Annotated in this window: 22 protein-coding genes; 6 read left to right on the forward strand and 16 right to left on the reverse strand. The window is 37.1% G+C overall.

All coding sequences use genetic code 11. The features are described from left to right. Window positions 1–266 precede the first annotated feature (266 nt). The 7 genes from CRI88_RS14575 to nagZ form a co-directional block, all read right to left on the reverse strand. A complete protein-coding gene (locus tag CRI88_RS14575; RefSeq protein WP_058844991.1) occupies window positions 267–1,091 on the reverse strand; it encodes a sugar phosphate isomerase/epimerase family protein in 825 nt (274 codons plus the stop codon). Then, on the reverse strand, window positions 1,088–2,056 hold the full coding sequence (locus CRI88_RS14580) for a DUF6005 family protein (protein WP_058844990.1): 969 nt from the start codon (window positions 2,054–2,056) through the stop codon (window positions 1,088–1,090). Before CRI88_RS14580 ends, CRI88_RS14575 begins: the two co-directional genes overlap by 4 nt. A gap of 13 nt (window positions 2,057–2,069) precedes the next feature. Beyond that, a complete protein-coding gene (gene asbD, locus CRI88_RS14585) occupies window positions 2,070–2,327 on the reverse strand; it encodes a petrobactin biosynthesis protein AsbD (protein ID WP_036127419.1) in 258 nt (85 codons plus the stop codon). Continuing rightward, a complete protein-coding gene (locus tag CRI88_RS14590; RefSeq protein ID WP_257982910.1) occupies window positions 2,324–3,562 on the reverse strand; it encodes an AMP-binding protein in 1,239 nt (412 codons plus the stop codon). The genes asbD and CRI88_RS14590 overlap by 4 nt, the downstream gene beginning before the upstream one ends. Further along, the gene (locus CRI88_RS14595; RefSeq protein WP_058844988.1) at window positions 3,559–5,310 is read right to left on the reverse strand and encodes an IucA/IucC family protein; all 1,752 of its coding nucleotides are present in this window, start codon (window positions 5,308–5,310) and stop codon (window positions 3,559–3,561) included. Before CRI88_RS14595 ends, CRI88_RS14590 begins: the two co-directional genes overlap by 4 nt. Then, the gene (locus tag CRI88_RS14600; protein ID WP_257982911.1) at window positions 5,282–7,096 is read right to left on the reverse strand and encodes an IucA/IucC family protein; all 1,815 of its coding nucleotides are present in this window, start codon (window positions 7,094–7,096) and stop codon (window positions 5,282–5,284) included. The genes CRI88_RS14595 and CRI88_RS14600 overlap by 29 nt, the downstream gene beginning before the upstream one ends. Before the next feature lie 837 nt (window positions 7,097–7,933). Continuing rightward, window positions 7,934–9,619, reverse strand: coding sequence for a beta-N-acetylhexosaminidase (gene nagZ, locus CRI88_RS14605; RefSeq protein ID WP_058844986.1), 1,686 nt, complete (start codon window positions 9,617–9,619; stop codon window positions 7,934–7,936). 192 nt (window positions 9,620–9,811) lie between these two features. Here nagZ and CRI88_RS14610 point away from each other — a divergent pair, with 192 nt between their 5' ends. After that, the gene (locus CRI88_RS14610) at window positions 9,812–10,207 is read left to right on the forward strand and encodes a glucosamine 6-phosphate synthetase (protein ID WP_101966786.1); all 396 of its coding nucleotides are present in this window, start codon (window positions 9,812–9,814) and stop codon (window positions 10,205–10,207) included. Between the two features lie 255 nt (window positions 10,208–10,462). Here CRI88_RS14610 and CRI88_RS14615 read toward each other — a convergent pair whose 3' ends face one another. Then, the gene (locus CRI88_RS14615; protein WP_089932345.1) at window positions 10,463–10,669 is read right to left on the reverse strand and encodes a hypothetical protein; all 207 of its coding nucleotides are present in this window, start codon (window positions 10,667–10,669) and stop codon (window positions 10,463–10,465) included. Window positions 10,670–10,827: 158 nt separating this feature from the next. Continuing rightward, a complete protein-coding gene (locus CRI88_RS14620; protein WP_089932347.1) occupies window positions 10,828–11,361 on the reverse strand; it encodes a GNAT family N-acetyltransferase in 534 nt (177 codons plus the stop codon). 462 nt (window positions 11,362–11,823) lie between these two features. Between CRI88_RS14620 and CRI88_RS23230 the strand changes: the two genes are divergently transcribed. Continuing rightward, window positions 11,824–12,042, forward strand: a complete 219-nt coding sequence (locus CRI88_RS23230; protein ID WP_211663866.1) for a transposase — start codon at window positions 11,824–11,826, stop codon at window positions 12,040–12,042. A 135-nt stretch (window positions 12,043–12,177) separates the two neighbouring features. Here the strand turns inward: CRI88_RS23230 and CRI88_RS14630 are convergent, their stop codons facing one another. The 3 genes from CRI88_RS14630 to CRI88_RS14640 form a co-directional block, all read right to left on the reverse strand. Beyond that, a complete protein-coding gene (locus CRI88_RS14630; RefSeq protein WP_089932348.1) occupies window positions 12,178–13,287 on the reverse strand; it encodes a HesA/MoeB/ThiF family protein in 1,110 nt (369 codons plus the stop codon). 14 nt (window positions 13,288–13,301) lie between these two features. Continuing rightward, the gene (locus CRI88_RS14635; protein ID WP_089932349.1) at window positions 13,302–14,123 is read right to left on the reverse strand and encodes a DUF2785 domain-containing protein; all 822 of its coding nucleotides are present in this window, start codon (window positions 14,121–14,123) and stop codon (window positions 13,302–13,304) included. 178 nt (window positions 14,124–14,301) lie between these two features. Next, entirely contained in the window at window positions 14,302–15,510 is a 1,209-nt protein-coding gene (locus tag CRI88_RS14640; protein WP_139149505.1) for a hypothetical protein, read from the reverse strand. 599 nt (window positions 15,511–16,109) lie between these two features. Between CRI88_RS14640 and CRI88_RS14645 the strand changes: the two genes are divergently transcribed. Beyond that, window positions 16,110–16,343: a hypothetical protein gene (locus CRI88_RS14645; protein ID WP_089932353.1), complete on the forward strand. Its 234-nt coding sequence runs from the start codon at window positions 16,110–16,112 to the stop codon at window positions 16,341–16,343. Between the two features lie 542 nt (window positions 16,344–16,885). Continuing rightward, a complete protein-coding gene (locus CRI88_RS14650; protein ID WP_170829806.1) occupies window positions 16,886–18,058 on the forward strand; it encodes a multidrug effflux MFS transporter in 1,173 nt (390 codons plus the stop codon). Between the two features lie 80 nt (window positions 18,059–18,138). On the opposite strand, the gene CRI88_RS14655 is transcribed toward CRI88_RS14650, so the two are convergent. Continuing rightward, on the reverse strand, window positions 18,139–18,636 hold the full coding sequence (locus CRI88_RS14655) for a hypothetical protein (protein ID WP_230593953.1): 498 nt from the start codon (window positions 18,634–18,636) through the stop codon (window positions 18,139–18,141). A gap of 95 nt (window positions 18,637–18,731) precedes the next feature. On the opposite strand from CRI88_RS14655, the gene CRI88_RS14660 reads away from it, so the two are divergent. Next, window positions 18,732–19,184 carry an NUDIX domain-containing protein gene (locus CRI88_RS14660; protein WP_036127498.1) on the forward strand — a complete coding sequence of 151 codons (453 nt, stop codon included), beginning with the start codon at window positions 18,732–18,734 and terminating at the stop codon, window positions 19,182–19,184. A gap of 28 nt (window positions 19,185–19,212) precedes the next feature. Here the strand turns inward: CRI88_RS14660 and CRI88_RS14665 are convergent, their stop codons facing one another. Both CRI88_RS14665 and CRI88_RS14670 read right to left on the reverse strand, forming a co-directional pair. Then, complete coding sequence (locus CRI88_RS14665; RefSeq protein ID WP_082673767.1) at window positions 19,213–19,656, reverse strand: GNAT family N-acetyltransferase; 444 nt, start codon at window positions 19,654–19,656, stop codon at window positions 19,213–19,215. A 10-nt stretch (window positions 19,657–19,666) separates the two neighbouring features. Next, window positions 19,667–19,984: a MazG nucleotide pyrophosphohydrolase domain-containing protein gene (locus tag CRI88_RS14670; RefSeq protein ID WP_036127510.1), complete on the reverse strand. Its 318-nt coding sequence runs from the start codon at window positions 19,982–19,984 to the stop codon at window positions 19,667–19,669. Window positions 19,985–20,208: 224 nt separating this feature from the next. On the opposite strand from CRI88_RS14670, the gene CRI88_RS14675 reads away from it, so the two are divergent. Further along, on the forward strand, window positions 20,209–20,784 hold the full coding sequence (locus tag CRI88_RS14675) for an LOG family protein (protein ID WP_058844982.1): 576 nt from the start codon (window positions 20,209–20,211) through the stop codon (window positions 20,782–20,784). Window positions 20,785–21,237: 453 nt separating this feature from the next. On the opposite strand, the gene CRI88_RS14680 is transcribed toward CRI88_RS14675, so the two are convergent. Then, a complete protein-coding gene (locus tag CRI88_RS14680; protein ID WP_036127503.1) occupies window positions 21,238–21,435 on the reverse strand; it encodes a Fragile-X-F protein in 198 nt (65 codons plus the stop codon). Window positions 21,436–21,454 lie beyond the last annotated feature (19 nt).

Consider the following 21,454-nt stretch of genomic DNA (forward strand, 5'->3'; position numbering starts at 1 on the left):
TAGCGTCACAGATGAGACCCTGGAGCGAGCGTAAGTGAGTGAAGCGCGGCTCATCGGACGCCCCCTGGAAAGGGCGCTGGCGGAACGGAAATCAACCTCTCACCTTGCAAAGTTGCTTTTTCTGCCTTTGACATGATCTTTTTTCACAAATGTTTCTTGCATCAGAACTAAGTTGTATGCAGACTCCAGTATTTTCAGCTTGACTTCAGATAATTCCATCCAACTCTAAGGTACAACTGAGTTCACTGAGTATAAACAGCCTTACACTATATTTGCACCAACTGCAACGCCTTCTTAACCTCTTGACTATCTTTTGCTAATACGCTCATCACATTCGATCCAAACCATTCCAATGATGCATCTACCTCCATCGTTGAAACTGCTTCTGCTAGGAATTCACCATAATCAATAGCACCTTCAAACAAAGGAACCATTCCTTCCCTAGACCCTGCTGCCGCATACACATTGTTTGGTGAAAAAACATCTAGTTGAGCACGTGAGGCAATATTTTTAAAATGAAAATGTGAGATATAAGGACGTAGTTGCTTCATGGCGACAATCGGGTTCATTCCTGATTCCCATATATGTAAAACGTCAAAGTTCACTCGTAGGCTGGAGTGATTCGTTTCTTCAAGTAACTGCATGGTTGAAGGTAGATTATCTGTTAATGTATTTGGATGAGTTTCTACCAGCAAGTTTTGTCCTTGTGACTCAAGATAATCACAGAGCATTGTAAGTCTGACAATAAGTTCTACCCTTTCTTTCTTACTCGTGTCTGAGCTGCCTTGCTTTCCTACAAATGTACGAATTTTATTTGTTCCCCAGCGCTTGGCAAGTGCAGATAATCTTTCTGTTTCAGCCATCATCTCCGAAACGGGTGCATCTAATGGCAAATAATCACTAAGCATGCTCGTTTCCAAACCGTAGGAGCTTAGCCAATCTGCTCCATAATGAGGTTCATCTGCCAAGTTCTTTGCATGAATGCCCCAGAGCTCGATTCCTTGAAAGCCTTGTGTTTTAGCAAATTGAGCTAATTGCTCCATCGAGTGGAGATGGTGCCGAAATGAGATTGTACAAATTGATAGTTTCATAACATGACCTCTTTCTTGTGCTGTAATGTTAACCATGCTTGAAAACATTCTTGTAATCCTTGCTTGATTTTGAACTCAAGCTGATTTTGTTCTTCTAACTTCACAAAAATATTTTCCACCAATAACAAATCTTGCGTCATCGCCAGCTTCATCGCTCGATACTGAATCGTTGTATAGCCAGTCACTAGACGCTCAATTTCATCACACCATGTGTCAAAGCCTTCCTCTTCTCGCCCAAGTGCTTCCCAAAAAAATGCAAATGCATGCTCATATGCATACTTTCTAATCGCGATAACTGGCAATTGCTTTAAGGCAGTCGGTAGTTTTGACAGATGTTCTTTTCCTGCGATAGACTTTTTCATAATTTCGGTAACGGCATCTGTCAACGGATTACAATCAAGCTTGATGCATGTATTAAAATAGGCTTCAACCGTCTCTGTAGTAGGAGCAATAATCGTCTCAGAATCAAAGTAATAGCCACCTTTGACAGTTGGCTCTTGGATTGCAGCTAAAATTCGCTCCTTCGGTAAAATTCCTTCCCAGCGAAAATCAGGGTCATACATAAACCACTCTTCTTCATTTTCGGTCGATTCTAGCATCACATAATGAGGGAATGGACGTTGATGAAATTTATTCTCTCGCTCTGGCAGCATCGATAAATCCAGCATCACCATCACATGCTGATGTGGCGATTTATTCTCTACTAGCCCTAGCAATTTGTTTATATTTTCTTGTTTAGACTGCTTTTCGTCATACCATTTGTAAAGCTTGATGCCATAGAGCATTTCATACCATGTTTGAAAGAAATCATGATCGATTTGATCAGAATGGTATGTTAGCACACCATTATCAAGCACATCAAAATCTGCGTCCCATACCCCAAAATAGTAGGGCCTATGATCGACACCTTTCGTTTTCTTAATAACCTCACAAACACAGCTTACAAAACAATGAACTTTTATCATTTTTGGCCTCCGATTATTCTACCTTTTGCTGTTTTTCTAAAAAGCTTGCTAATGTTCCTACTGTTTTGAAATCTTTAGGAACAAGAACCTCATCGGGGATGGCAATGCCAAGATCCAACTCTATATGAAGAATCAGTTGAAGGACCATAATGGAATCCATATACAAATCCTCATTTAATCGGGCATCTTCATTGAAAGAAGACAGTGTCGGCAACTCTAATGAATTTTCCATAATATCATAGATGCTCTGAATCAGTTGTTGTCGCGTCATACTGGTATGCCTCCAAGTTTTTTTCTACTTATTTTTCCATTAGGCAGCTTTTCAATTTCTTGAACAGGCAAAAACTCTATTGGAACTTGATGTGGAGCTAGAAATTTTCGGCACCATTCTCGAAGCTCCATATTATCGATTGGTTCAGTAGACACATATAGTGCACATACCCGCTCTCCTGATAGGTTATCTTGTTTCTTATATACAACTGCTTCGACTATTCTTGGGTCATCCATTAACACGGTTTCCACTTCTTGCGGATACACATTCAAGCCTGCTACATTAATTGTGTCATCTATTCTTGCTAGAAAAGACAAAACATTATCTTCTATATAGCCAAGATCTTTCGTATAAATCGTTTGTGTAGACAATTCAATAATGATTTCGCTCGGTGTTTGTTTATCACCGGCTCTTACCTTTACATGAGGAAGTGGGTAGCCCATTTCTTTCGGATCTTCCACATTAGGGTGAATCGCAACACAGCCTGCTTCAGAGCAGCCATACTGCTGGAGTACTTGGCGAGATTTCTCTCTTAATGTTGTCAGCCAGCTATGCGGCATCAAAGTTCCTGACGTCATAACACGATCAAATTGTTCACCCATCGGTAATAATCGACTTAATGTATAAAGTAACGCTGGAGCCCCATAAAGTATGTGTTGAGGATATTCTTTTAGCTTTCTCAAAATATATTTAGGGTTATTATTCGTAATAATAACTGGTTTTGCTCCCCTTCTTAGGCAAGCCAAAACACCACAAATGAAGCCATAGGAATGAGTTACTGGACAAGCAACAACCGAATTTGTCAAGGAATCGACAGGTAACATCGTCACATAACTTTCAATCTCTTTTTCCACAGAGCTCCACGTTCGTTCAATACATTTCGGAGCGCCTGTTGTGCCTGAGCTCATTTGAACTAATACGCCCTCTTGGTTATTGCAATGATTTGATAGTTCAATGAAAGTATCAATCGATTGGAACAACAGCAGATGACTACCTGCTGAAGAAGCAAGCCGCACAGCTCCCTCTTTCGGCGTTGCTGAATGGATGGGGACAACTGATCCCCCTTTTTCGCGAATGTATAAACAAAGAGCTATATATTGGAAAGTATCATCTGTACAAATAGCTAGTCTGCGATTGTTACACTCCCTTAGATGAGGTAAGCTTTCATATATTTCAAATTGCTTCTCAATATCTTCTACTGCATAAAATTGATCATTGACATAAAACATCATCATTTCTCCTTTTTATCCGCTTGCGCCAACGTATTGTTGACGATATGTCGAAAATTACCTTCCTCTTGATTTTGAACTTTCTTAGTTAGCAAAGATTCAACATAAATATGTGTGCTAGTATGCTGAAGCTGTTCATGTCTTGCACATAACGATGGAAAGCGTTCCAAGTGCTTCTGTAAGCTGTCCTTAACTTGACACCAAAAATGTGTTTCTGCAAAGTCATACTGCTCCTCTAGCAAATACGATAGTTCACTTAAATGAAATACGAATAGTGTATCCATAATTAACTCTCGTAAAGCCTCTACAGAAGACATCCAATAATACTGATCGACAGGTGCATCTTTAAAACGTTCGTGTATCGTTGCAAAGTCTGGAACGAGGCTTCTGTCTGCAATGAATTCTTCCATATATTCGATACTGTCATGGAAATCCCTCAGTACAACCCGAGTCGGCCACCCATTTTGATGCAATAAAATCATGTTTTGTGCATGTGCCTCCACCGCAATACCATGAGCGACCAGCAAGTGCCACACAGGAATAACACTCACTTCGATCAAGCGTTTTACCCACTCCTCTGCTCCATATCGGGAAAGCCAATCATCAATAAATGGACGCCCATCTCTCTCCATCATCATTAGTACTGTAAAAGGAACCGCTTCCTCCTCATCCTTCATATACAAGCGCACACTTTCTCGCCATATGGTACCAAGCTGACCTTCTAGTTTGCTACTATGCTTTTGGGCATTCGGTTCAAAAATAATACCTGCATATTCTTCCAGTACAATAAGCGATGCTTCCTTTTGTAAATAGGCATCTAATTGAATCACCTGTTTAAGCCATGATGAAATAGGAGGAGCGGCACAAACAGCATGAGAATGTAACTTTCGCAAGGAAGAAGTATTCACCATATTCATTGCACATTTTAATTGCGCCTTTTCAGGATGTGAAACATTCCATAATGTTCGTACTGATTGGGTTGCTCTATAGTAATCTCCTTTCACATTTAGAGGGATTAAATCTTTTTGCTCAATTAATTCAGCTAGTTCCATTTTCAGGTTATGCCATTGCCAAGGATGAACGGGTAGGAACGTATAGTCGTCAAATGTTCCACCGAAAATCGCAAGCTTTGCTAGAAGGTCTTCCCACAGCAAATGTCCTAGCTCTCTTTTCCAAAAGCTCTCTTCCTCAAGAACTGTAATTCGTACGTAGCTTCTTCTCACCGCAACCCATTGAAGGGTAAATGATTGCTTTGCCTCAGGGCCATAGTTTTTATGGTCGTCAATTGTAAAACCGGTTCTAGATTTGAAACAAGGATGATAGGGATGCCCTTCCATGATTTCTGATTCTAATTCTTCATAGCTCGAATTTCTTCTCGACATGGGCATTTGGAGATGACGCTCATTCCATTGACAAAGCTTACTCGTTAAATGAAGTTCTTCCAGTAAACGAACTTTGTCTTTACGAGTAGATAGTAATTCATCTACTAGATCCTCAAGCGTAGCTTCTAGTAACGTCTCATCTTTTCCTACTAGAAAAATACTATCGCCCTTTATTCGGATACGATCAAAGGCCATTCTTCGCCCTTCACAACGATAGGTACATTTCTGTCCAACAAGAGTAAAAATGGAAGACCATTTATCTAGAGGCGTTTCTTCATATTTGATTAGTCCTTCAAACATCATTGCTTCTACAAGCTGCCGCCTTACACGTAGCTCTTCTTGTTTAGTAACTAAAGGCTGTAGCTGCTTCATATTCTGCCTCCTCATACTGAACAACGAACGGATTTGGCACTTTCGTATATACCGCTTGTTCAAGCTCGGCTTCTAGTTCATCTACATCATGAAATCTTGTTAATAAATTTGCTTTGAACGCAAGCTCCTCTTGCTTTAGAATGTTACGAATAAATGCCTTCCCGAAACCTGTAAATTCTTTTTCTAATAAGTGCAGTTGATCGATAGACCACTTCAAAAGAATTTTTTCATCGATTAGCTGATCGGCTCCAAATCGGGAAATAACGGGAAACAATTGATTCATAAATAAATAATATGTAAATCTATCATGAATAAGGGCATCTTCGTAAAATAGCTCTTCTGTTTCATGTAAAGAAGGCTCTATTGAAAGAAGTACTTCTTTATATGTTTTTGACAAGTAATAACCTTGGTTATCACGATAATAATAAGTAGTTGGATAACTGGAAGAAATGTTTAACAAACTATTTTGCTGGTGTGCTTCGAGAGCTATTCCATTCTCATCGTATAATCTTAATAACGATTCAATCGAACATTTCCAATAAGCCTTAAACCAATCTAAGCTTACGCTCTCTATTGATCGGAATTCTGATTGAGCGATTTTCATGATGAGCTGACATAATTTTGATTTTTCTTTTGGTAGGGGCTCTTGCAAAAGCGTAGCGATCATGCAGATTCCTTCATCATGTCCTTCAGGAAATACATTTGAGCGAAAAATAACCTCAAACCCTGATTCCGTCTGATTTGGGAACTCTACAGTCATATAGGCTGGATCATCAATCATCCGGAAAGATGGATGGTTCTGTAAGAAATCAATCTTATTCATTAACCGAGCCATAACAATCCCAGCTTTTAATTCATGCGTTCTAGTCACCCGCAATGAATTCGTTATTTTGACTGGAATTGAAAACTTATACATCATTTCTTCATTTGTGCTATATACCGTTCTTATCGAGGAGGTTGCTGTATAAAGTGCCCCAAGTGCACCTTCGTATTTTATCCATCCTTCAGCAAGCGCTTTTTTTACATGCGGTTGCTGCAAAAGCCATTGTGCTTGAAGCGGATGCATCGGAATGAGGCAATCCTTCTCTGACATCACAAAATCAGGTTGTGATGTTGTTAAAGACTGAGAAATGAGTTCACTTGCACTTTTTTCTAATACAGAGGACTCTTTCACATTTTTACGGTCGACACGAAAATAGTGAAGCTGGAAAGAACCTTGTAACTCTGGAGCAAAACTCGTTTGCTGCCAATCTGACATCCCTTGTCTGCTTTTAGGTGTTGGATGGAGCCAATGTCCAAGTAAGAGTGATTGCTCAGCTTCAATAAACGTACCGTTAGCTCCATTTTGTTTCTTATTTTCCAGACGCTTTTCAATATAATTTGTCATCGTTTGATAGCTCTCAATTATGCGAAGAATGAGTTCATCAAAATGGGAGGAAAGTTCATGACATCCATCCTTCTTAGCCATAAAATGGAGTTCCTGAATAAATGTGATGAGTATCGTTAATTTATCTTCAACAAGCCATTGGTTTTGTTTCGTACAATACTTCAACGAGACACCAAATTTATGCCTTCCAACAAGAGATTTGTATTCCATGCCAAATGCAAAACGTGTGTTTTGTAATGGTAACTCGATTTCTAATATATATTCCTCTGTCGTTAGGATAGATAGTCGCTGTTCTTTTATCCATTCCTCCTTTCTGACCCAGTGTCCGCTACTCACCTCTCGTATATAACAATTCATAAACGCTTGAAACGTTGCATTTTCTGCAATCTGTTTAGCCATCTGTTGCATTCATTAACCATCCTTTCACAGAGCCTTCTCCCTATCAAATGATAATTATTATCATTCACTGTTAAAAAAATGAGTCTTCCAAATTAAAAAGACTGATGAGATGATAAGAAGTAAATGGAAACAATTGAATTGTTGACAAACGTTGATAATGATTATCATTTTCAACAATAATTACATATTATAAGAAAGACAGAAATGACTCAACTGTCTAAAGACCTATATGGCAATTTAAACCATCGAAATAGGTAAAAGTGTAGAAGCACTTGCCTTTTATTGGAGGATATTAAGAGGTTATTAATATATGGTACTTTGAGAGGGAGAAATATTACAAGGAGATAAAAAGAATTTCCTCATATGTGAAAGGTCTATATGTTATGAATGTTCCTAGCCCTTTACGTGCAATTGCACAAATAGACAAAAATCCTTTCTTATCAACGAAAGGGTTTTTGTCTGTTTATAGAGTTAAATCATTATCAAAATTTCGCTCATATCAGAAAGGTGGATGAGATGCTGAATAATTATCAACTTTCTAGCACCCACATCCTCTTTCTCTCGGGTCTATCTTGAACTTATAGTAAAAATTACCTATACTCAATTTCCCATCATTATCTCTGGCATCATAGAGCTCTGAAAGATGACTAAATGTCCAAGAAATCAAATAGCCCTCCTGTTTTTATTTGATATGTACAGCATCCATAATATTTTTCGCTACAGGTGGCTTCTCTGATAAAATAAGTTTCATGTATGGCACTCACTCACTATTCAAATATTCGTTCTAAATCACAGAAAAAGGAACATACATTACTTGCTGTATGTCCCTCTCCATCTTTATTTATACATATTGAATACGTTTTCGATGTCTGTATTGAGCTTGTTGATATCAACTGCTGTCACGGGTTGATTGACAAGCTGATACTTTTGTTTTAGCTGCATGATTCGACGGACACTCTCATTAATGCGCTCCTCTGTTATGTCTCCATCATGGACGGCTGCCTTCACAGCTTTTATGGCTGATGCGACATTCGTGTACTCATGGGCGATTAATATAATATCACTGCCAGCCTTGATTGAATCTACAGCCGCTTGACCGATAGCAAAATGATTCGTGATAGCTTTCATCGTCATATCGTCTGTCATGACAACCCCATCGAAGCCTAGCTGCTCCCTTAACATACCTGTTATAATTTCCTTCGACATCGATGAAGGGTATTGTGGGTCAATCTTTGGTAATAAAATATGAGCAACCATGACCACATCGGCACCGTTATCAATGGCATCTTTAAAGGGGACAAGCTCCAGTTGCTTTAAATCGGCCAAACTTTTCGTCACCTTTGGCAATTCTAAATGGGAATCCACGGAAGTATCACCGTGCCCAGGGAAATGCTTGATTACTGGAATTACTTGCTTGGACTCTAGCCCTTTCATTGTCTGAATGCCTAATTTGCTGACAATATCGGGATGATTCGAAAACGAGCGATCTCCGATAATCGGATTATTCGGATTGCTATTGACGTCTAGTACAGGGGCAAAATCAAGGTTAAAGCCAAATGCCTTTAATTGTTCCCCTAGCAATTGACCTACTTTAAATGACAATTGGGATTGATTGATATCCCCAATGCTTTTATTCGTTGGGAAGTTTTTTAAAGGCCCTGGTAATCTAACCACCTTCCCACCTTCTTGGTCGGTTCCTATGAAAAGGGGCACCTGATTATTGGTATTGGCAGCCATTAAGTCATTCATCAATGTGACTGTTTGCTGAGGGGTTTCAAGATTATTACCATAAAGAATCAAACCGCCCACTTTGTCATCTTGAATGAGGCTTGTTGTGTGCTGCTGAAGCGTCGTACCTGACACACCTGCAAACATCATTTGACCAATTTTTTCGTCCAATGTCATCTGCTTGACCGTATCAGCTGCTTGTTGCTTTAATTCAGTATAGACCGAAATATGATGAACGACAGGATTAGGATCACTGTCAGTCGGTTTTGGTAAAATCCATTTTAATTGATAGTCGGCATTCACTTGGTAGACAAGAATGATTTGATTGGTCGTTGTATCCTGATAATAACGAACCTCATCGGGTTCACCTAGCTTATTTTTAATATCTGCTAAATGAATTTTCTTGATATCCTCTTTAAATGAACGAATATCAAAAGCATGTGAACCTTGAAAGCCAATCGTCACATCCTGATAAGCTTCATATCGTCCATTCACTGACTCCGTTACTTGCTGAGGCTCCCCCCATTGCTGATGAACCACTTGTTGATCCGCCTCACCTGCTGCAAACGGCACATAAGGGACTCTTCCTTCTAGTGCTAAACTGGCTATGTCCTGTAGGATGACCTCCACATTTTTTGACACCCCCTCTTGTTCAGATACTTCCTCTTGGACTGGGGATGGCTCAGAATTTCTTGTCGTTTGTGTGGCCGACCGCATTTTTGTGCCGAGAAAAAAGAACAAACCCAGTAATATCAGCACGAGAACTAGGAGCAAACCACGTCTTCTTTTATGCATGCAAAAACCTCCTTCACCAAACAAAATGGCGACTTCGAAACAAATCTATCAACTAACGTTATCATAACTGCCACTTGAATTCAAAGCTCACGCTATGAACAGAATCACGGCCTTCTATAGAAAATATTATCGTAAGCTAGCAAAAATGCAAAAGAAGATGTTAAAATATTCACATAAAGGGGGAAGCAAAGCATGGGGAAATTAAGTAAAAGGAATATATTGTGGATTGTGCCTATCGGTATTTTAGGGGTATTTTGGTACTTTTATGGCCCACAAAAGGATATTACAAACAATGAATATATTACATATGTACAAAACTATACGTATGAAAATAGTACAAAAACTTTAGAAAGTGCCTTTGCCGCTGCCTGTGAAAATCCATATTGGGTTTATTTTGAAACACAAAAGGGACAGGACGTCGTAGAGTTCAAGGGGGATTGCCCCGTTGACAATGAAATAGCCAAGGTCAATGTGCAATTTCTTGTAGACAATGCCATCACAAGTGTCCAATCTGGTGCAATGCTTATTGATAGTAAAATGCAAGAGGAAGCAGAACGCGATCAATTTTTACTGACGCTTGTTCAATAATACAATGTAGCAGGAAGGGAACGGATAAAATACGCGAATTGGTGGATAAAACGGACAGAGTAACGGATAACGTGTTAAAAGTAGCGGATATATCGAGTAACTAGAAGGATAGCTCTATGAAAGCAGTGCAATATTTTGATGCTGAAGTCTCAACTATACAACAATAAGATCTTCTATTCATCGATGCATGTTGCAATGTTTTCTCCCCTCTACAGATAAAAACCCATGCATGTACACGCATGGGTTGAGCTGCTATTAACGATTTCTTGAGGACTTTAAAATAGTCCGTTCAATCAGTCTTATTTCATTATTTAGCTTGGCAATTGCCGCTTCGATTTGTTGATAGCGCTCCATTTGGTTGACTTTCTCTGTTGATATTGAATCCTTTAAAGCGGCATGCCCTGCGTATAAGCTTGCTAGTAAATCTAGCTTTTGAAAATAAGCTGCGCTATATTGCTCCATAACACCCAGCCCCTCGTCACATACTTTTTACACGAACAAATGAATTGTTGTTCATATTAGTACTATAGCCGAAAAAAGCAGCATCGAAACTCAGCCTAAATCATTATTTATCATCCTTTTTTCACTAAATATTATTCTTTTAAAATAAAAAAGTGGCATTATTCTTCCTTTTTTAATAAAGAATAAATGAATGTATCATAGGCTTGCCCATTTTGATACATATAGTCTCTTAGGATGCCTTCTTGTTGGAACCCTAGCTTCATCAATAGTTGACTGGAAGCTTCATTTTCTAAAAAGACAACAGCTCCAATGCGATTCAGGTTCATGTCCTGAAAGCCATAGGCTATCACTTTTTGCACGGCTTCTTTTATATAACCTTGTCGCCAGTAATCGGGATGAATTTCATAGCCAATTTCTGCTCGATGATGCGCAGCCGACCATAAATGGAAGCCAATCGTACCAATGACTTCATTCGAATCTTTGCGTTCAATGCCCCAACGAATCCCTCTTTTTTGTTCAAAGTTTTTAGCAAACTGCTTAATAGCCTGTTCAGCCTGCTGTGTATCGACAAAGGGTTCCTGCCCATAATAGCGTGTTACAGCCTCATTCGAAAAGCAGCGGAAAATGGCTGGTACATCCTCTAAAGTTAGCTCTCTTAACCTAAGTCTTGCCGTTTCTAAAACTGGAAACATTCCCTTCTTGTGACGTAAAGCATAAAATTTCCGTTTAGAAACTTTACGCTTTATTTTATTCTAGGAAATTTTATGGTTGAATATTTACATCATAGGATTAATTCGATAAAATAGAGTAATTTTTATGAACAATGTAGTAGTTTAAAGCAAGGTATGAATTAATTTTCATACCTTCTTTTTATTTTTCTAGATATAATTTAGCGTTGTTATATTCTGATTGTAAGATATTTATTATATTGGAAAATTATTTGATTATATTATTTATATTGGTAAGTTTATTTATCTTTACAATAATAGCTTTAGAAACCAACCCAAAAATCAGTTTTAGCTTAAATAATTTAGCTGACAAGGAGGTATGGGGATTAAATATTTTAGGTGTAATCTTATTAATGTTGGACACTTTTTATAGAGGATAAGGAGCAATTACTAAGCCTTTCAACGAATCAAGCCCATAGAGGCTCCATGTCAAGCAACTTGTGCGCCCCTTATGCTTTAAGAGAGCCATCTAGCCACCTTAATAAAGTTGTCCAAAACTGTTGCCATTCTAATAGTTTATTTTCCGTGTGGGCATGGGGGTATTTTTGTGCGACTGTTGGAACGGTTACCGAAGAAATCATAAGAAACTATATAGCCAATCAATTCGAAGAAAAGAACGGTATCTTCAATATTCAGTGTGCTTAAGCACACGAACTTTTATAAGGGCTTCCCCCTTAAATAAAAACGACTTTAGTCGTGGACATTCATTTCAAAATCCACCTGCTTTAGCAGGTGGTCGTTTAAGGAGTTTTTTCTGTTAAATTTTAAACCAACCTTTTATTACTTAGGAAATAAATTGGTAGCCATTGATTTTTCTATTGAACAAACCTCGCATTGACTATTATTGACCCAAGGATTTTCAAATGTTGTCTCTGAAGTCAAGAAATTAACTATTACCTTTTTCCCTAACGAAATCGGTTCAGCTATTTGAAGATGTATTCGTAAGAAATCGGTTGTCATCATTGATGCTACCAAACTAATATTAGGTAGTATAGCTGCATTATAATCATTGTTGGAATTATCATAAGCGTCTAGTACTTGTCCAAACTGATCTTTAATAAAGGTATAGTAACATTCTAAGCAAGGTGATATTGTTGGCTTAACTGAGTAGAAGCTTCCACAAGTTAAACCTACTCCTCCAGAAATAAAGGGAACATTATTTTTAACGCAAAGTTCATTTACCCAAGAGTTTATCAACATTGGTGGGTTATCAGCTGCACAAAATACAAAATCTAAGTCCTTTGTAATGATATTCTCTAAATCCTCAGCTGAACTTATTCTTTTATCAATCATCTCATAATTAATGGTTGTATTAAAATCACTTAATCTTTCAAAGCCTACTTTAGTTTTTGGCTGTCCTATATATCTTTCCGAATATAGGACTTGACGGTTCAAATTTTTTAATTCTACCTCATCGCAATCGAGAAACTTAATATGTCCAATCCCTAACCCGGATAATTGCATTAAAAGATTGCTACCTAATCCACCCATTCCCAGAACCAAAACCTTTGTCTCTAAAAGCTTTTTTTGATAAGATGATTTAGTTTTATTTGTATTGCTAAATACATTGAAATAATTAAGGTTATTATTGTATCTTACACGTTGCCAGTCATTTAAATCTTTAAGATTATCAATAGAACTGTCTTCGATTAGACCAATTTCATCTAGTGTTTTAATAATATTTTCTAGCTCCAAAAAACTAAAAGTTCGTTCTTCAATTAAGTTGAAAATTTGTTTTGTATCCAACTTACCATTCAATAAAGGTATGATTTTGATTAATATTCCATCTGGGTCAGTAATTTCATAGGCATTATTCGGTTCATCTCCGATTTGAATAGTTTGTGAATCAATTGAAATAACTGGATAAAAATCTTTGAATTTCGGTTTCAAATTAGTTCACTCCTTTATGTATAGGCTTTCATCATTTTAATTAATTTATCTTTCACAATTTCAGCCACATATTTTTGATTAGCTTCTTGCTCTAAACGAAAGTAAAGACTTCCTAAAAAATTTTTAACATTAGATATAATTTTGTACTCCTCATGCCAAATTTCAGTTTTTTCCCAATCCGTAAAACTATTAACCCAACTCTCAAGCAACTCTATATTAAAAGTATTTTTTTTCAAAATTGTAATCACAGCTGTTATCAGTCTTTCATCTTCTAAATTAGTGTAATTTATTGTTTTTGTACTTATCACACTTTTAATGACATCCAAAATCTGTTGTTTTTCAGCAATTGGTAAATCATATTTAGCTAACTCATTTAATGCATCAGCAGCATGTGCTAATGCATGTGCCCAACCTTTCTCGGGAACATAGCCTCTTAAATCTTTTTCACATTGAAGGTAACGTATAATTTTTTCCTTAATTTCTAAAATATCCTTGTCATGTAGAAAATTTTTTTTTTGATCCGCCATAAGAATAAGCGGTATAAGTAGCATTGAAAATGATCGTGTAAAAACTGAATCTGAATTTGATTGCCCTATACCATAAAAAAGATGCTGCTCATCCAATATGGTATCTAATAATCTTTGAAGAACGTTTACTGATAAGTAATCATTTAGTATCCAGTTTGAAAATGTCGTATAAATAAGATCGTCTCTTAATTCGCCATCAACAGACCCAATCTTATCTAACATCTGTTCGATAAGATTTTCAACATTAGAACTCTTGGGTATGCTATATTCATTGTTTTTTAAAAAAATAAGCTCTTTTTTCAATTTCATGTTATTCACTTCCTATTATTGATTAAGGATGGTTCTAAGAGAGACACTGGCTGCTACTAATACGAAAGAAATTAAAAGTAAAGTAGAAAACACAAAAATAAATCCTTTTTTCAACTCCATGATAATACCTCCAATTGTTGCATCAATACAAATTCTATCAATTTAACTGAAAATTTTATTAGATACTGTTTCTCAAAATAGGACCTAATTCTTTTCTTTTCTTTTCTTTTATTTTTTTTCTTAAATCTAATGCTAAATATATTGTTAAGATAACTAATGGACAAAGTGTAAAAGTTCCCATTGCAATTCCATCCCAATAAGACATAGAGAACAAAGGATCTTTTAAAGTTTTTTCAAGAGTTTGTTTGACAGTATAATAAGCAATAGGTAGATCAATTACCAAAAATAAATAGAGAGCAACAAAAATCCCAATAAAACTTAAAGAGCTGTAAATTTTAGTTATTTTCCTCTCTTTATTTGACATGCTGTTTAATATACTACTTATTTTATTGAATTTTAGGGTGAATATATTTTTAAAAATAAGCTTCATTGATTCATTAAGATCATCTATTTCTAAGAAATTAGTAAGTACATAGTATAAATCTGTACGTAAAAATAGTAATGTTTGAAATACAGTAGTTTGTAGTTGCATCAAAACCGTAAATTTAAGTATCTTAAGTATTATTTCATTCGAAAAATAAAATTGCATTACTAAACATAATAATATCAACATACTTGTCCAAGCTAATCCTGCTAAATAAACACCATATCTTTTCTTTCTGGATACGGACCAGATATCAGTTACTTCCGTTTCAAGTACAAGGAAAACTAGTCTATATCCCCATTTAACTTTAGCTCCAATTCCTACGCTTTTAGCAGCACATATATGTCCGTATTCATGAAAAAAGATAACTATCCATGTACCTAAAATTATTATACATATAGATGCAATTCCGGAGGTACTAACAAAAAGATCCGAACCCTTAGGGCGTAAGTTATCGGAAAAATAAAATAAAAATATATTAGCGAACACGGAAAATAGATAAAATGCCCAGGCAGTCTTACTAAATAATATCTTCAAGATTTTACTAGGCTCAGCATTTAAAGGGTGGTTATCTATTAAACTTTCCGATATAAGAACTCCATCAATACTTTTTACATATCCCGCATTTAATAACACCTCAACAAATTCTATAATGTCATTTATCTCGTAATCATTTGCACTATGCATCAATGCGACTTCATCTATTGACTTGTCTGAGGAAAAGCTTCGATAAATATTAAGAGCGATTTCATCTAATAACAAGTAGTCTGAAGTGCCAATACGTCGAATAGTAATGGAATCATTTTCACGCTGATATGTTTCAATGGTATGTACTTCAACCATAGTATCCTTACTAATCTCCTTTTGGTACATTACATTATTTCACCCTTTCTATTTTTCATAAATCCTCTTCTTTTAAAGAAAAAACCCACCCTTAGGAGTGGATCTTTTCTTTAAAAAATCATGTGTTAGCACGGTTAGCAGGAAGACCTACTTTTGGTAATACTTTAACTTTAATTTTTTTCATCTTTTTCACCTCCAATATGTAATATCCATCTTCAAATCATGTATTTGCACGGTTAGCAGGAAGACCTACTTTTGGTAATACTTTAACTTTAATTTTTTTCATCTTTTTCACCTCCAATATGTAATATCCATCTTCAAATCATGTATTTGCACGGTTAGCAGGAAGGCCTACTTTTGGTAATACTTTAACTTTAATTTTTTTCATCTTTTTCACCTCCAATATATAATGTCAACCCATAAATCATGTAGTAGTGTAACTAGATTGAGAATTAAATAGGAAATAATGTTCATATGTTCCTAACCAACCAATCAACTACTTGTTTTCCATAATAATACACATATCGGAGATTGTAAATGATTTAATTGAATTTTTTAAATAATATAAATACCAAATTAGTCATAGTGGCCTAACCCAGTTGGCAAAAGAAAAGCAATTAACATTAAGAACGGTAAGAAAATGGGCACCAGAATTATGTAAAAAGGTTAGTAGGAGATATAAAGAGTACTTAACAAAATTAAAAAAGGAAAGAATCAAAAGTATTTTGAGTGATGTTCAAAATGCTGCAATAGCATTACATAATAATGGGGTTTTTCCGAGTAAAGGGAGAATATATAAGAAATTAGGGAGTAGCGTTTTTTTTAGAAGATGAGATTAGGGACCAGTGGGAAGATATAATAATAAACTTAGGTTATAAGCTTGATTAAAAATCTTGTTTATTATAAATAATAAAATTGATATATCGTTTAATATCTATGATAGTATACTAAATTAAATTGACTTAACCCTTGTGGGTGTAAGGTTGGAAAGATTATGCTTTATTATGAAGAAAATATATGGTTTATGTCACACTTCTCCTCCTCTACTACCCATTACCATTTCTCTAATCCACCTTCAAAATCCTTTTTGACACTAGCTCTATCTCTTAAAAATTGATAAGATTAGCAATTATTACTATAAAGGTATTATAAAATAGCTTATAATAGTAATCAGACTATGCACTCCTACTACATGCATATCCATTACAGCTCAGCTTCCGTATTTTTCGGTATACCATTTTTGCTGAGTATAGATAAAGGTGATTTTCAACATGACATCCTATGAACGTATACTTATAATGGTCCCGCCGTTTCCCTAGCTACGCTATCTACTTGTAACGAACAAAGTAGATTTTGCTTGTAGGAGGGCAATATGTTGAAAAAACAGGCAGTACCATCTTTATTATTAATGATTGTTCTTGTGGCATTTCCACAAATTAGTGAAACGATATACACACCATCTCTACCGGATATTGCCGCTGCACTTGGTGTATCCAATAGCGCTGTCCAATTAACTTTAAGCATCTATTTTATTGGCTTTGCATTAGGTGTTTTTTGCTGGGGATGGATTTCTGATTTCATTGGCCGTCGACCTGCCATGTTAGCCGGTCTCCTTTTTTACGGTATAGGGAGCTTGCTCTGTGTTTACGCAGAGACGATTCCTTTTCTAATTGCAAGTCGATTTATTCAAGCGTTTGGGGCTGCCACTGGCTCCATTATTACACAGACCATTTTGCGTGAAAGCGTAGCAGGTAGCCAGCGACATGCTATGTTCGCACAAATTTCAGCTGTCATTGCCTTTACCCCTGCGGTAGGGCCGTTGATTGGTGGCTGGGTCGATCAAGCACTTGGCTTTCGAGCCGTGTTTTTTGTCCTTGTGGTGATGAGTATCTTGTTGTTCATGTATGCTTATTACAGACTTCCTGAAACAACAGATCCAGCCGCAAGACAACGAATAGCGATTTGGCCTGTCGTCAAACGCATTGTTGCTTCGCCAACCGTTCTTGTCTATGGACTACTGATTGGGGGCATCAATGGTGTACTATTTAGCTACTATGCCGAAGCACCCTTTATCTTCATTGGTCATTTTCAAATGTCACCAGGCCTATACGGTTTTCTTGGCATCATCGTGGCATTGGCTTCTATCATAGGGGCCATGATTTCAAAACGACTGGTCATCAACCATCCACCGCAAAAAATCATTCACCTCGGCTGTCTGGTGATGCTTTTGGGTGCTGTGCTGTTGACTATCGTTTGTTTGATGCCACTGCATGCAATACTCGTAGAAATCGGCATCTTGCTGACCGTTTTCGTCCTACTGCTCGGCTCTGGCATGGCACTTCCTAACTGCCTAAGTCTTGCACTAGTAGACTTTCAGGATGTTATTGGGACAGCAGGCGCGATTTTTAGTCTCGGCTATTACCTATTAGTCAGTGCCATCACAACGGGTATGAGTTTGCTACACAACGGTTCTTTATTAACAATGCCACTCTATTTCTTAGGTCTATCCCTGACGATGTGGCTTTATGGGAGAAAATTTATACGATAATCGATGAAAGCGGGCATCTTATCGTCAGCATAAAAATGAGCCACCTTGAATAATTAAGGTGGCTTCTCCTATTGACGACATTATTGAAAATAATAATCCAATACTTCCTGTGCCGAATGAAAAACCTTATTGCTTTGCGTTTTATAAAGAAATGTTGGATTCGTACAGGCTTTTTCTAGACTTTTGGCTTGCTTTAGCTTATCGGTCATTTGCTCGATAATATCCGTGTAGCCATCGAGTTGATTAGATATTTTCGGTAGCATCGTGGGTGAGATGTTCAAAACAATGGATACTTGATCCTCAGCATAGCTATTTAAATTGATAAAAAAGCATTCTTCCAAATGCTTGGAATGTTTATCTACATTAATGACGGCTTCTTGATAATTGGCAATTACACCTGTGGATGTATTCGTAACCTTAAAGCCCTGCTTTGTTAAATGTTGTTCGACCATCTTTAAAAACTGCTCTACTTTTTCATCTAATTGCGGTGTAACAGTCTTCTCAATTAAATCATCACAACGCTGATAAATTGTATCGATTTCAGCCTGTTTTTCGACAAGTAGTTTAAAATTGGACATTGAATACACGCTTGATCTCCCCTTTTTACTAAGGTAGACATTCATGAAGCATTTTAGTCATGACCACGAAAAATAACTATCCAAAGGAGATACCTATGATTAGAAATTCTGTAAAAGCCATCATTATCGTTGATGGCAATATATTGCTAATAAAAAATCAAGATGACGAGGGCTATTTTTATCTTTGCCCAGGTGGTGGACAAGAGCATGGTGAGACATTCCCTAAAACACTGCAAAGAGAATGCCTCGAAGAAATCGGCTCCTCTGTTCAGATTGGAGAGCTTCTTTTTATACGAGAATATATTGGAAAAAATCATGAGCATGCCGCCTTTGACGCAAATGTCCACCAGGTAGAATATTATTTTCAATGTCAATTCAATGGGCAAGTTTGTCAGCCAACCAATCCAGATCAACATCAAATCGGCACACAGTGGATACCTATAGAAGAGCTACACACTTATAGATTTTATCCTAAAGCATTCATCCGCCCTCTACAGCACTTTATCCAAGGACAACAAACAGCGATTTATTTAGGAGATGTCAATTAAAGCCGGCTTCTATCCTCATTGACCGCTCTTACACTAGATTTTTCACCATCGTATAATAACTACTACCTGGTGGATAATCTTTAATTTCTCCTACCACTTGATAGCCTTGTGCCTCATAAAATGTGCGAGCTTGAAACTCGTAGGTTGTCAGCAGAGCTTTTGTAGCACCCATTTCCTTTGCTACTAACTCTGCCTTGGCTAGGAGCTTTGTGCCAATTCCTTTTCCACGATACTCTTCACTAAACCAAAACTTATGTATTTCCACCCATCCCCAGTAGACTTCAGCCGTTATACCACCTACCCATTGCTGCTGTAAATCTGTGACTATCAATTGCAATGGTTGGATTGCCCCCTGCTGTCTACTTGCACGATGATAAGAGGAATGTTCATTATTATAGGCGCGAATTTTTTCACTTAAAAAATTCGTAAACGCTTCATGCTGTTTATGTAAAACCTCAACTTGATATTCCATCGAGTTCCTCCTAGTCCTGATAGCGTTTTACTAGCTTGTCTTGATGAGCCGCAAATATTTCTTCTAATGGAATATCATATTGATTGGCAATGACAATAAGATTGCCTAGTACATCCCCTAGCTCTTCAATAAGCTCTTGTTTATGTTCCTCATAGGATTGTGTTTTTTCATCTGGTCGATCTCTACCAATCTCGATCGCTCGAATGGCTCTCGCTACCTCACCAGTTTCTTCTGCCAAGAAGCCAATACGTGTAAAAATGTTGAGCTCTGACCAGCCTCGTGCTTCATAATAATCCTTTACCCAACGTTGAAATTCATTTAGTTCCAATTCCTTTTCCTCCATTTCCTTCCTCTTCAAAATAAATTATACTATTATTTGTGCCTTAGCCAAAGCCCTTGTTAAAATCTATGCTACCCATGGGAGGCTTTGGGAACAGCATGAGACTGTCATTACTAAAGGCGTGGCGTTTTTACGTTATTCCCTAAGTTCAACGGGCGTTTACACTGCTTTCGGTACAAGAAGAATTTAATCAGTTATGGAGGAAATCTACTATGAACAGTGTTGCTGTATTTTGCGGATCAAGTCTTGGCGCTTCTGATGCTTATCGTGAAGGTGCGATTCTACTAGGAAAAGAATTAGCTAAAAGACAAATTACCCTTATTTATGGTGGTGCTTCAGTTGGCATCATGGCTACAGTAGCGAATACCGTGCTACAAGAAGGTGGCAAGGTTATAGGGGTCATTCCTACATTATTAGAAGAACGTGAAATTGCGCATCAGCACTTAACCGAGCTGATTGTTGTGAACACGATGCATGAACGGAAAAGTAAAATGATGGAGCTAGCTGATGGCTTTATTGCCCTTCCTGGTGGTCCTGGTACTTTAGAGGAATTTTTCGAAGTGTTTACTTGGAATCAAATAGGGCTGCTTCAAAAGCCTTGTGCGATTTTCAATATGGAAGGCTATTTTGATTTATTAATCTCATTTTTTGACCATATGCAAAATGAACAATTTTTAAAAGCTCAAAATCGTGAAGCATTAATTGTCGCTGAAGACGCTGCAACGCTTTTAGATAAATGTGAAAGCTTTGTTGCTCCAGCTGTGAAAACCTATGAATTAAGCAAATAGTGAAGTGGTAAGGTTGGCCCTAGGCGGGCTGATCTTACCACTTTGAAATTTTTGACAACATCATTCCCCCACTCCCAAAATTAATTTATATTGGCGCAAGAACTGGGAGGCGACCGCGATTCTTAAAAGAAGATGGACTTGGTTATTTTCCGATTACTATTTACTATCATTTTATCGTAGACCACTAGTATGATGCTATATCTGAAGTCAATACTGTATTAATTTCAGATACGAGGGAAAAATTGTATTATACTGATCCAGCGGAAACAGCGCAACTGATCTCGATATTAGATAACCTCGTGATGAAAAAGAAGTTCATTCCCTCATACAGATGCTTCTATCCTTTTTTCTTTAGCGAATCCAGAGGAACGCTGTACAATAATTTTTGACTATGAAATCAAGCTACTTCAACGAATAAGGTGATCTTCGAATTTGTTCGATTTTCTCCTTGTTTTATTGATCCACTCTTTTTTCCCGCCTTTTAACAGCGATTACCGCAATAAGGACCGTCATAAGCTTTATTACTACCACAATGACATACAAACTGAATGAGAGTATGGCTGGTAATAAAACGACCCACCACGACCAAGCAATCACATCTGTTAGCTTTAAAACGACAAAGACAATGGTCAACACTTCTGCAATGCCCATCTTTTCACCACCCTACAAC

It is taken from the genome of Lysinibacillus fusiformis, from assembly GCF_002845985.1.
Lineage (GTDB): Bacteria > Bacillota > Bacilli > Bacillales_A > Planococcaceae > Lysinibacillus > Lysinibacillus fusiformis_D.

Coding starts and splice junctions, on each gene's coding strand:
- CRI88_RS14575 (WP_058844991.1), bottom strand. CDS start 1,091: ATGAAACTATCAATTTGTACAATCTCATTTCGGCACCATCTCCACTCG.
- CRI88_RS14580 (WP_058844990.1), bottom strand. CDS start 2,056: ATGATAAAAGTTCATTGTTTTGTAAGCTGTGTTTGTGAGGTTATTAAG.
- asbD (WP_036127419.1), bottom strand. CDS start 2,327: ATGACGCGACAACAACTGATTCAGAGCATCTATGATATTATGGAAAAT.
- CRI88_RS14590 (WP_257982910.1), bottom strand. CDS start 3,562: ATGATGATGTTTTATGTCAATGATCAATTTTATGCAGTAGAAGATATT.
- CRI88_RS14595 (WP_058844988.1), bottom strand. CDS start 5,310: ATGAAGCAGCTACAGCCTTTAGTTACTAAACAAGAAGAGCTACGTGTA.
- CRI88_RS14600 (WP_257982911.1), bottom strand. CDS start 7,096: ATGGCTAAACAGATTGCAGAAAATGCAACGTTTCAAGCGTTTATGAAT.
- nagZ (WP_058844986.1), bottom strand. CDS start 9,619: ATGCATAAAAGAAGACGTGGTTTGCTCCTAGTTCTCGTGCTGATATTA.
- CRI88_RS14610 (WP_101966786.1), top strand. CDS start 9,812: ATGGGGAAATTAAGTAAAAGGAATATATTGTGGATTGTGCCTATCGGT.
- CRI88_RS14615 (WP_089932345.1), bottom strand. CDS start 10,669: ATGGAGCAATATAGCGCAGCTTATTTTCAAAAGCTAGATTTACTAGCA.
- CRI88_RS14620 (WP_089932347.1), bottom strand. CDS start 11,361: ATGTTTCCAGTTTTAGAAACGGCAAGACTTAGGTTAAGAGAGCTAACT.
- CRI88_RS23230 (WP_211663866.1), top strand. CDS start 11,824: ATGTCAAGCAACTTGTGCGCCCCTTATGCTTTAAGAGAGCCATCTAGC.
- CRI88_RS14635 (WP_089932349.1), bottom strand. CDS start 14,123: ATGAAATTGAAAAAAGAGCTTATTTTTTTAAAAAACAATGAATATAGC.
- CRI88_RS14640 (WP_139149505.1), bottom strand. CDS start 15,510: ATGGTTGAAGTACATACCATTGAAACATATCAGCGTGAAAATGATTCC.
- CRI88_RS14655 (WP_230593953.1), bottom strand. CDS start 18,636: ATGTCCAATTTTAAACTACTTGTCGAAAAACAGGCTGAAATCGATACA.
- CRI88_RS14660 (WP_036127498.1), top strand. CDS start 18,732: ATGATTAGAAATTCTGTAAAAGCCATCATTATCGTTGATGGCAATATA.
- CRI88_RS14665 (WP_082673767.1), bottom strand. CDS start 19,656: ATGGAATATCAAGTTGAGGTTTTACATAAACAGCATGAAGCGTTTACG.
- CRI88_RS14675 (WP_058844982.1), top strand. CDS start 20,209: ATGAACAGTGTTGCTGTATTTTGCGGATCAAGTCTTGGCGCTTCTGAT.
- CRI88_RS14680 (WP_036127503.1), bottom strand. CDS start 21,435: ATGGGCATTGCAGAAGTGTTGACCATTGTCTTTGTCGTTTTAAAGCTA.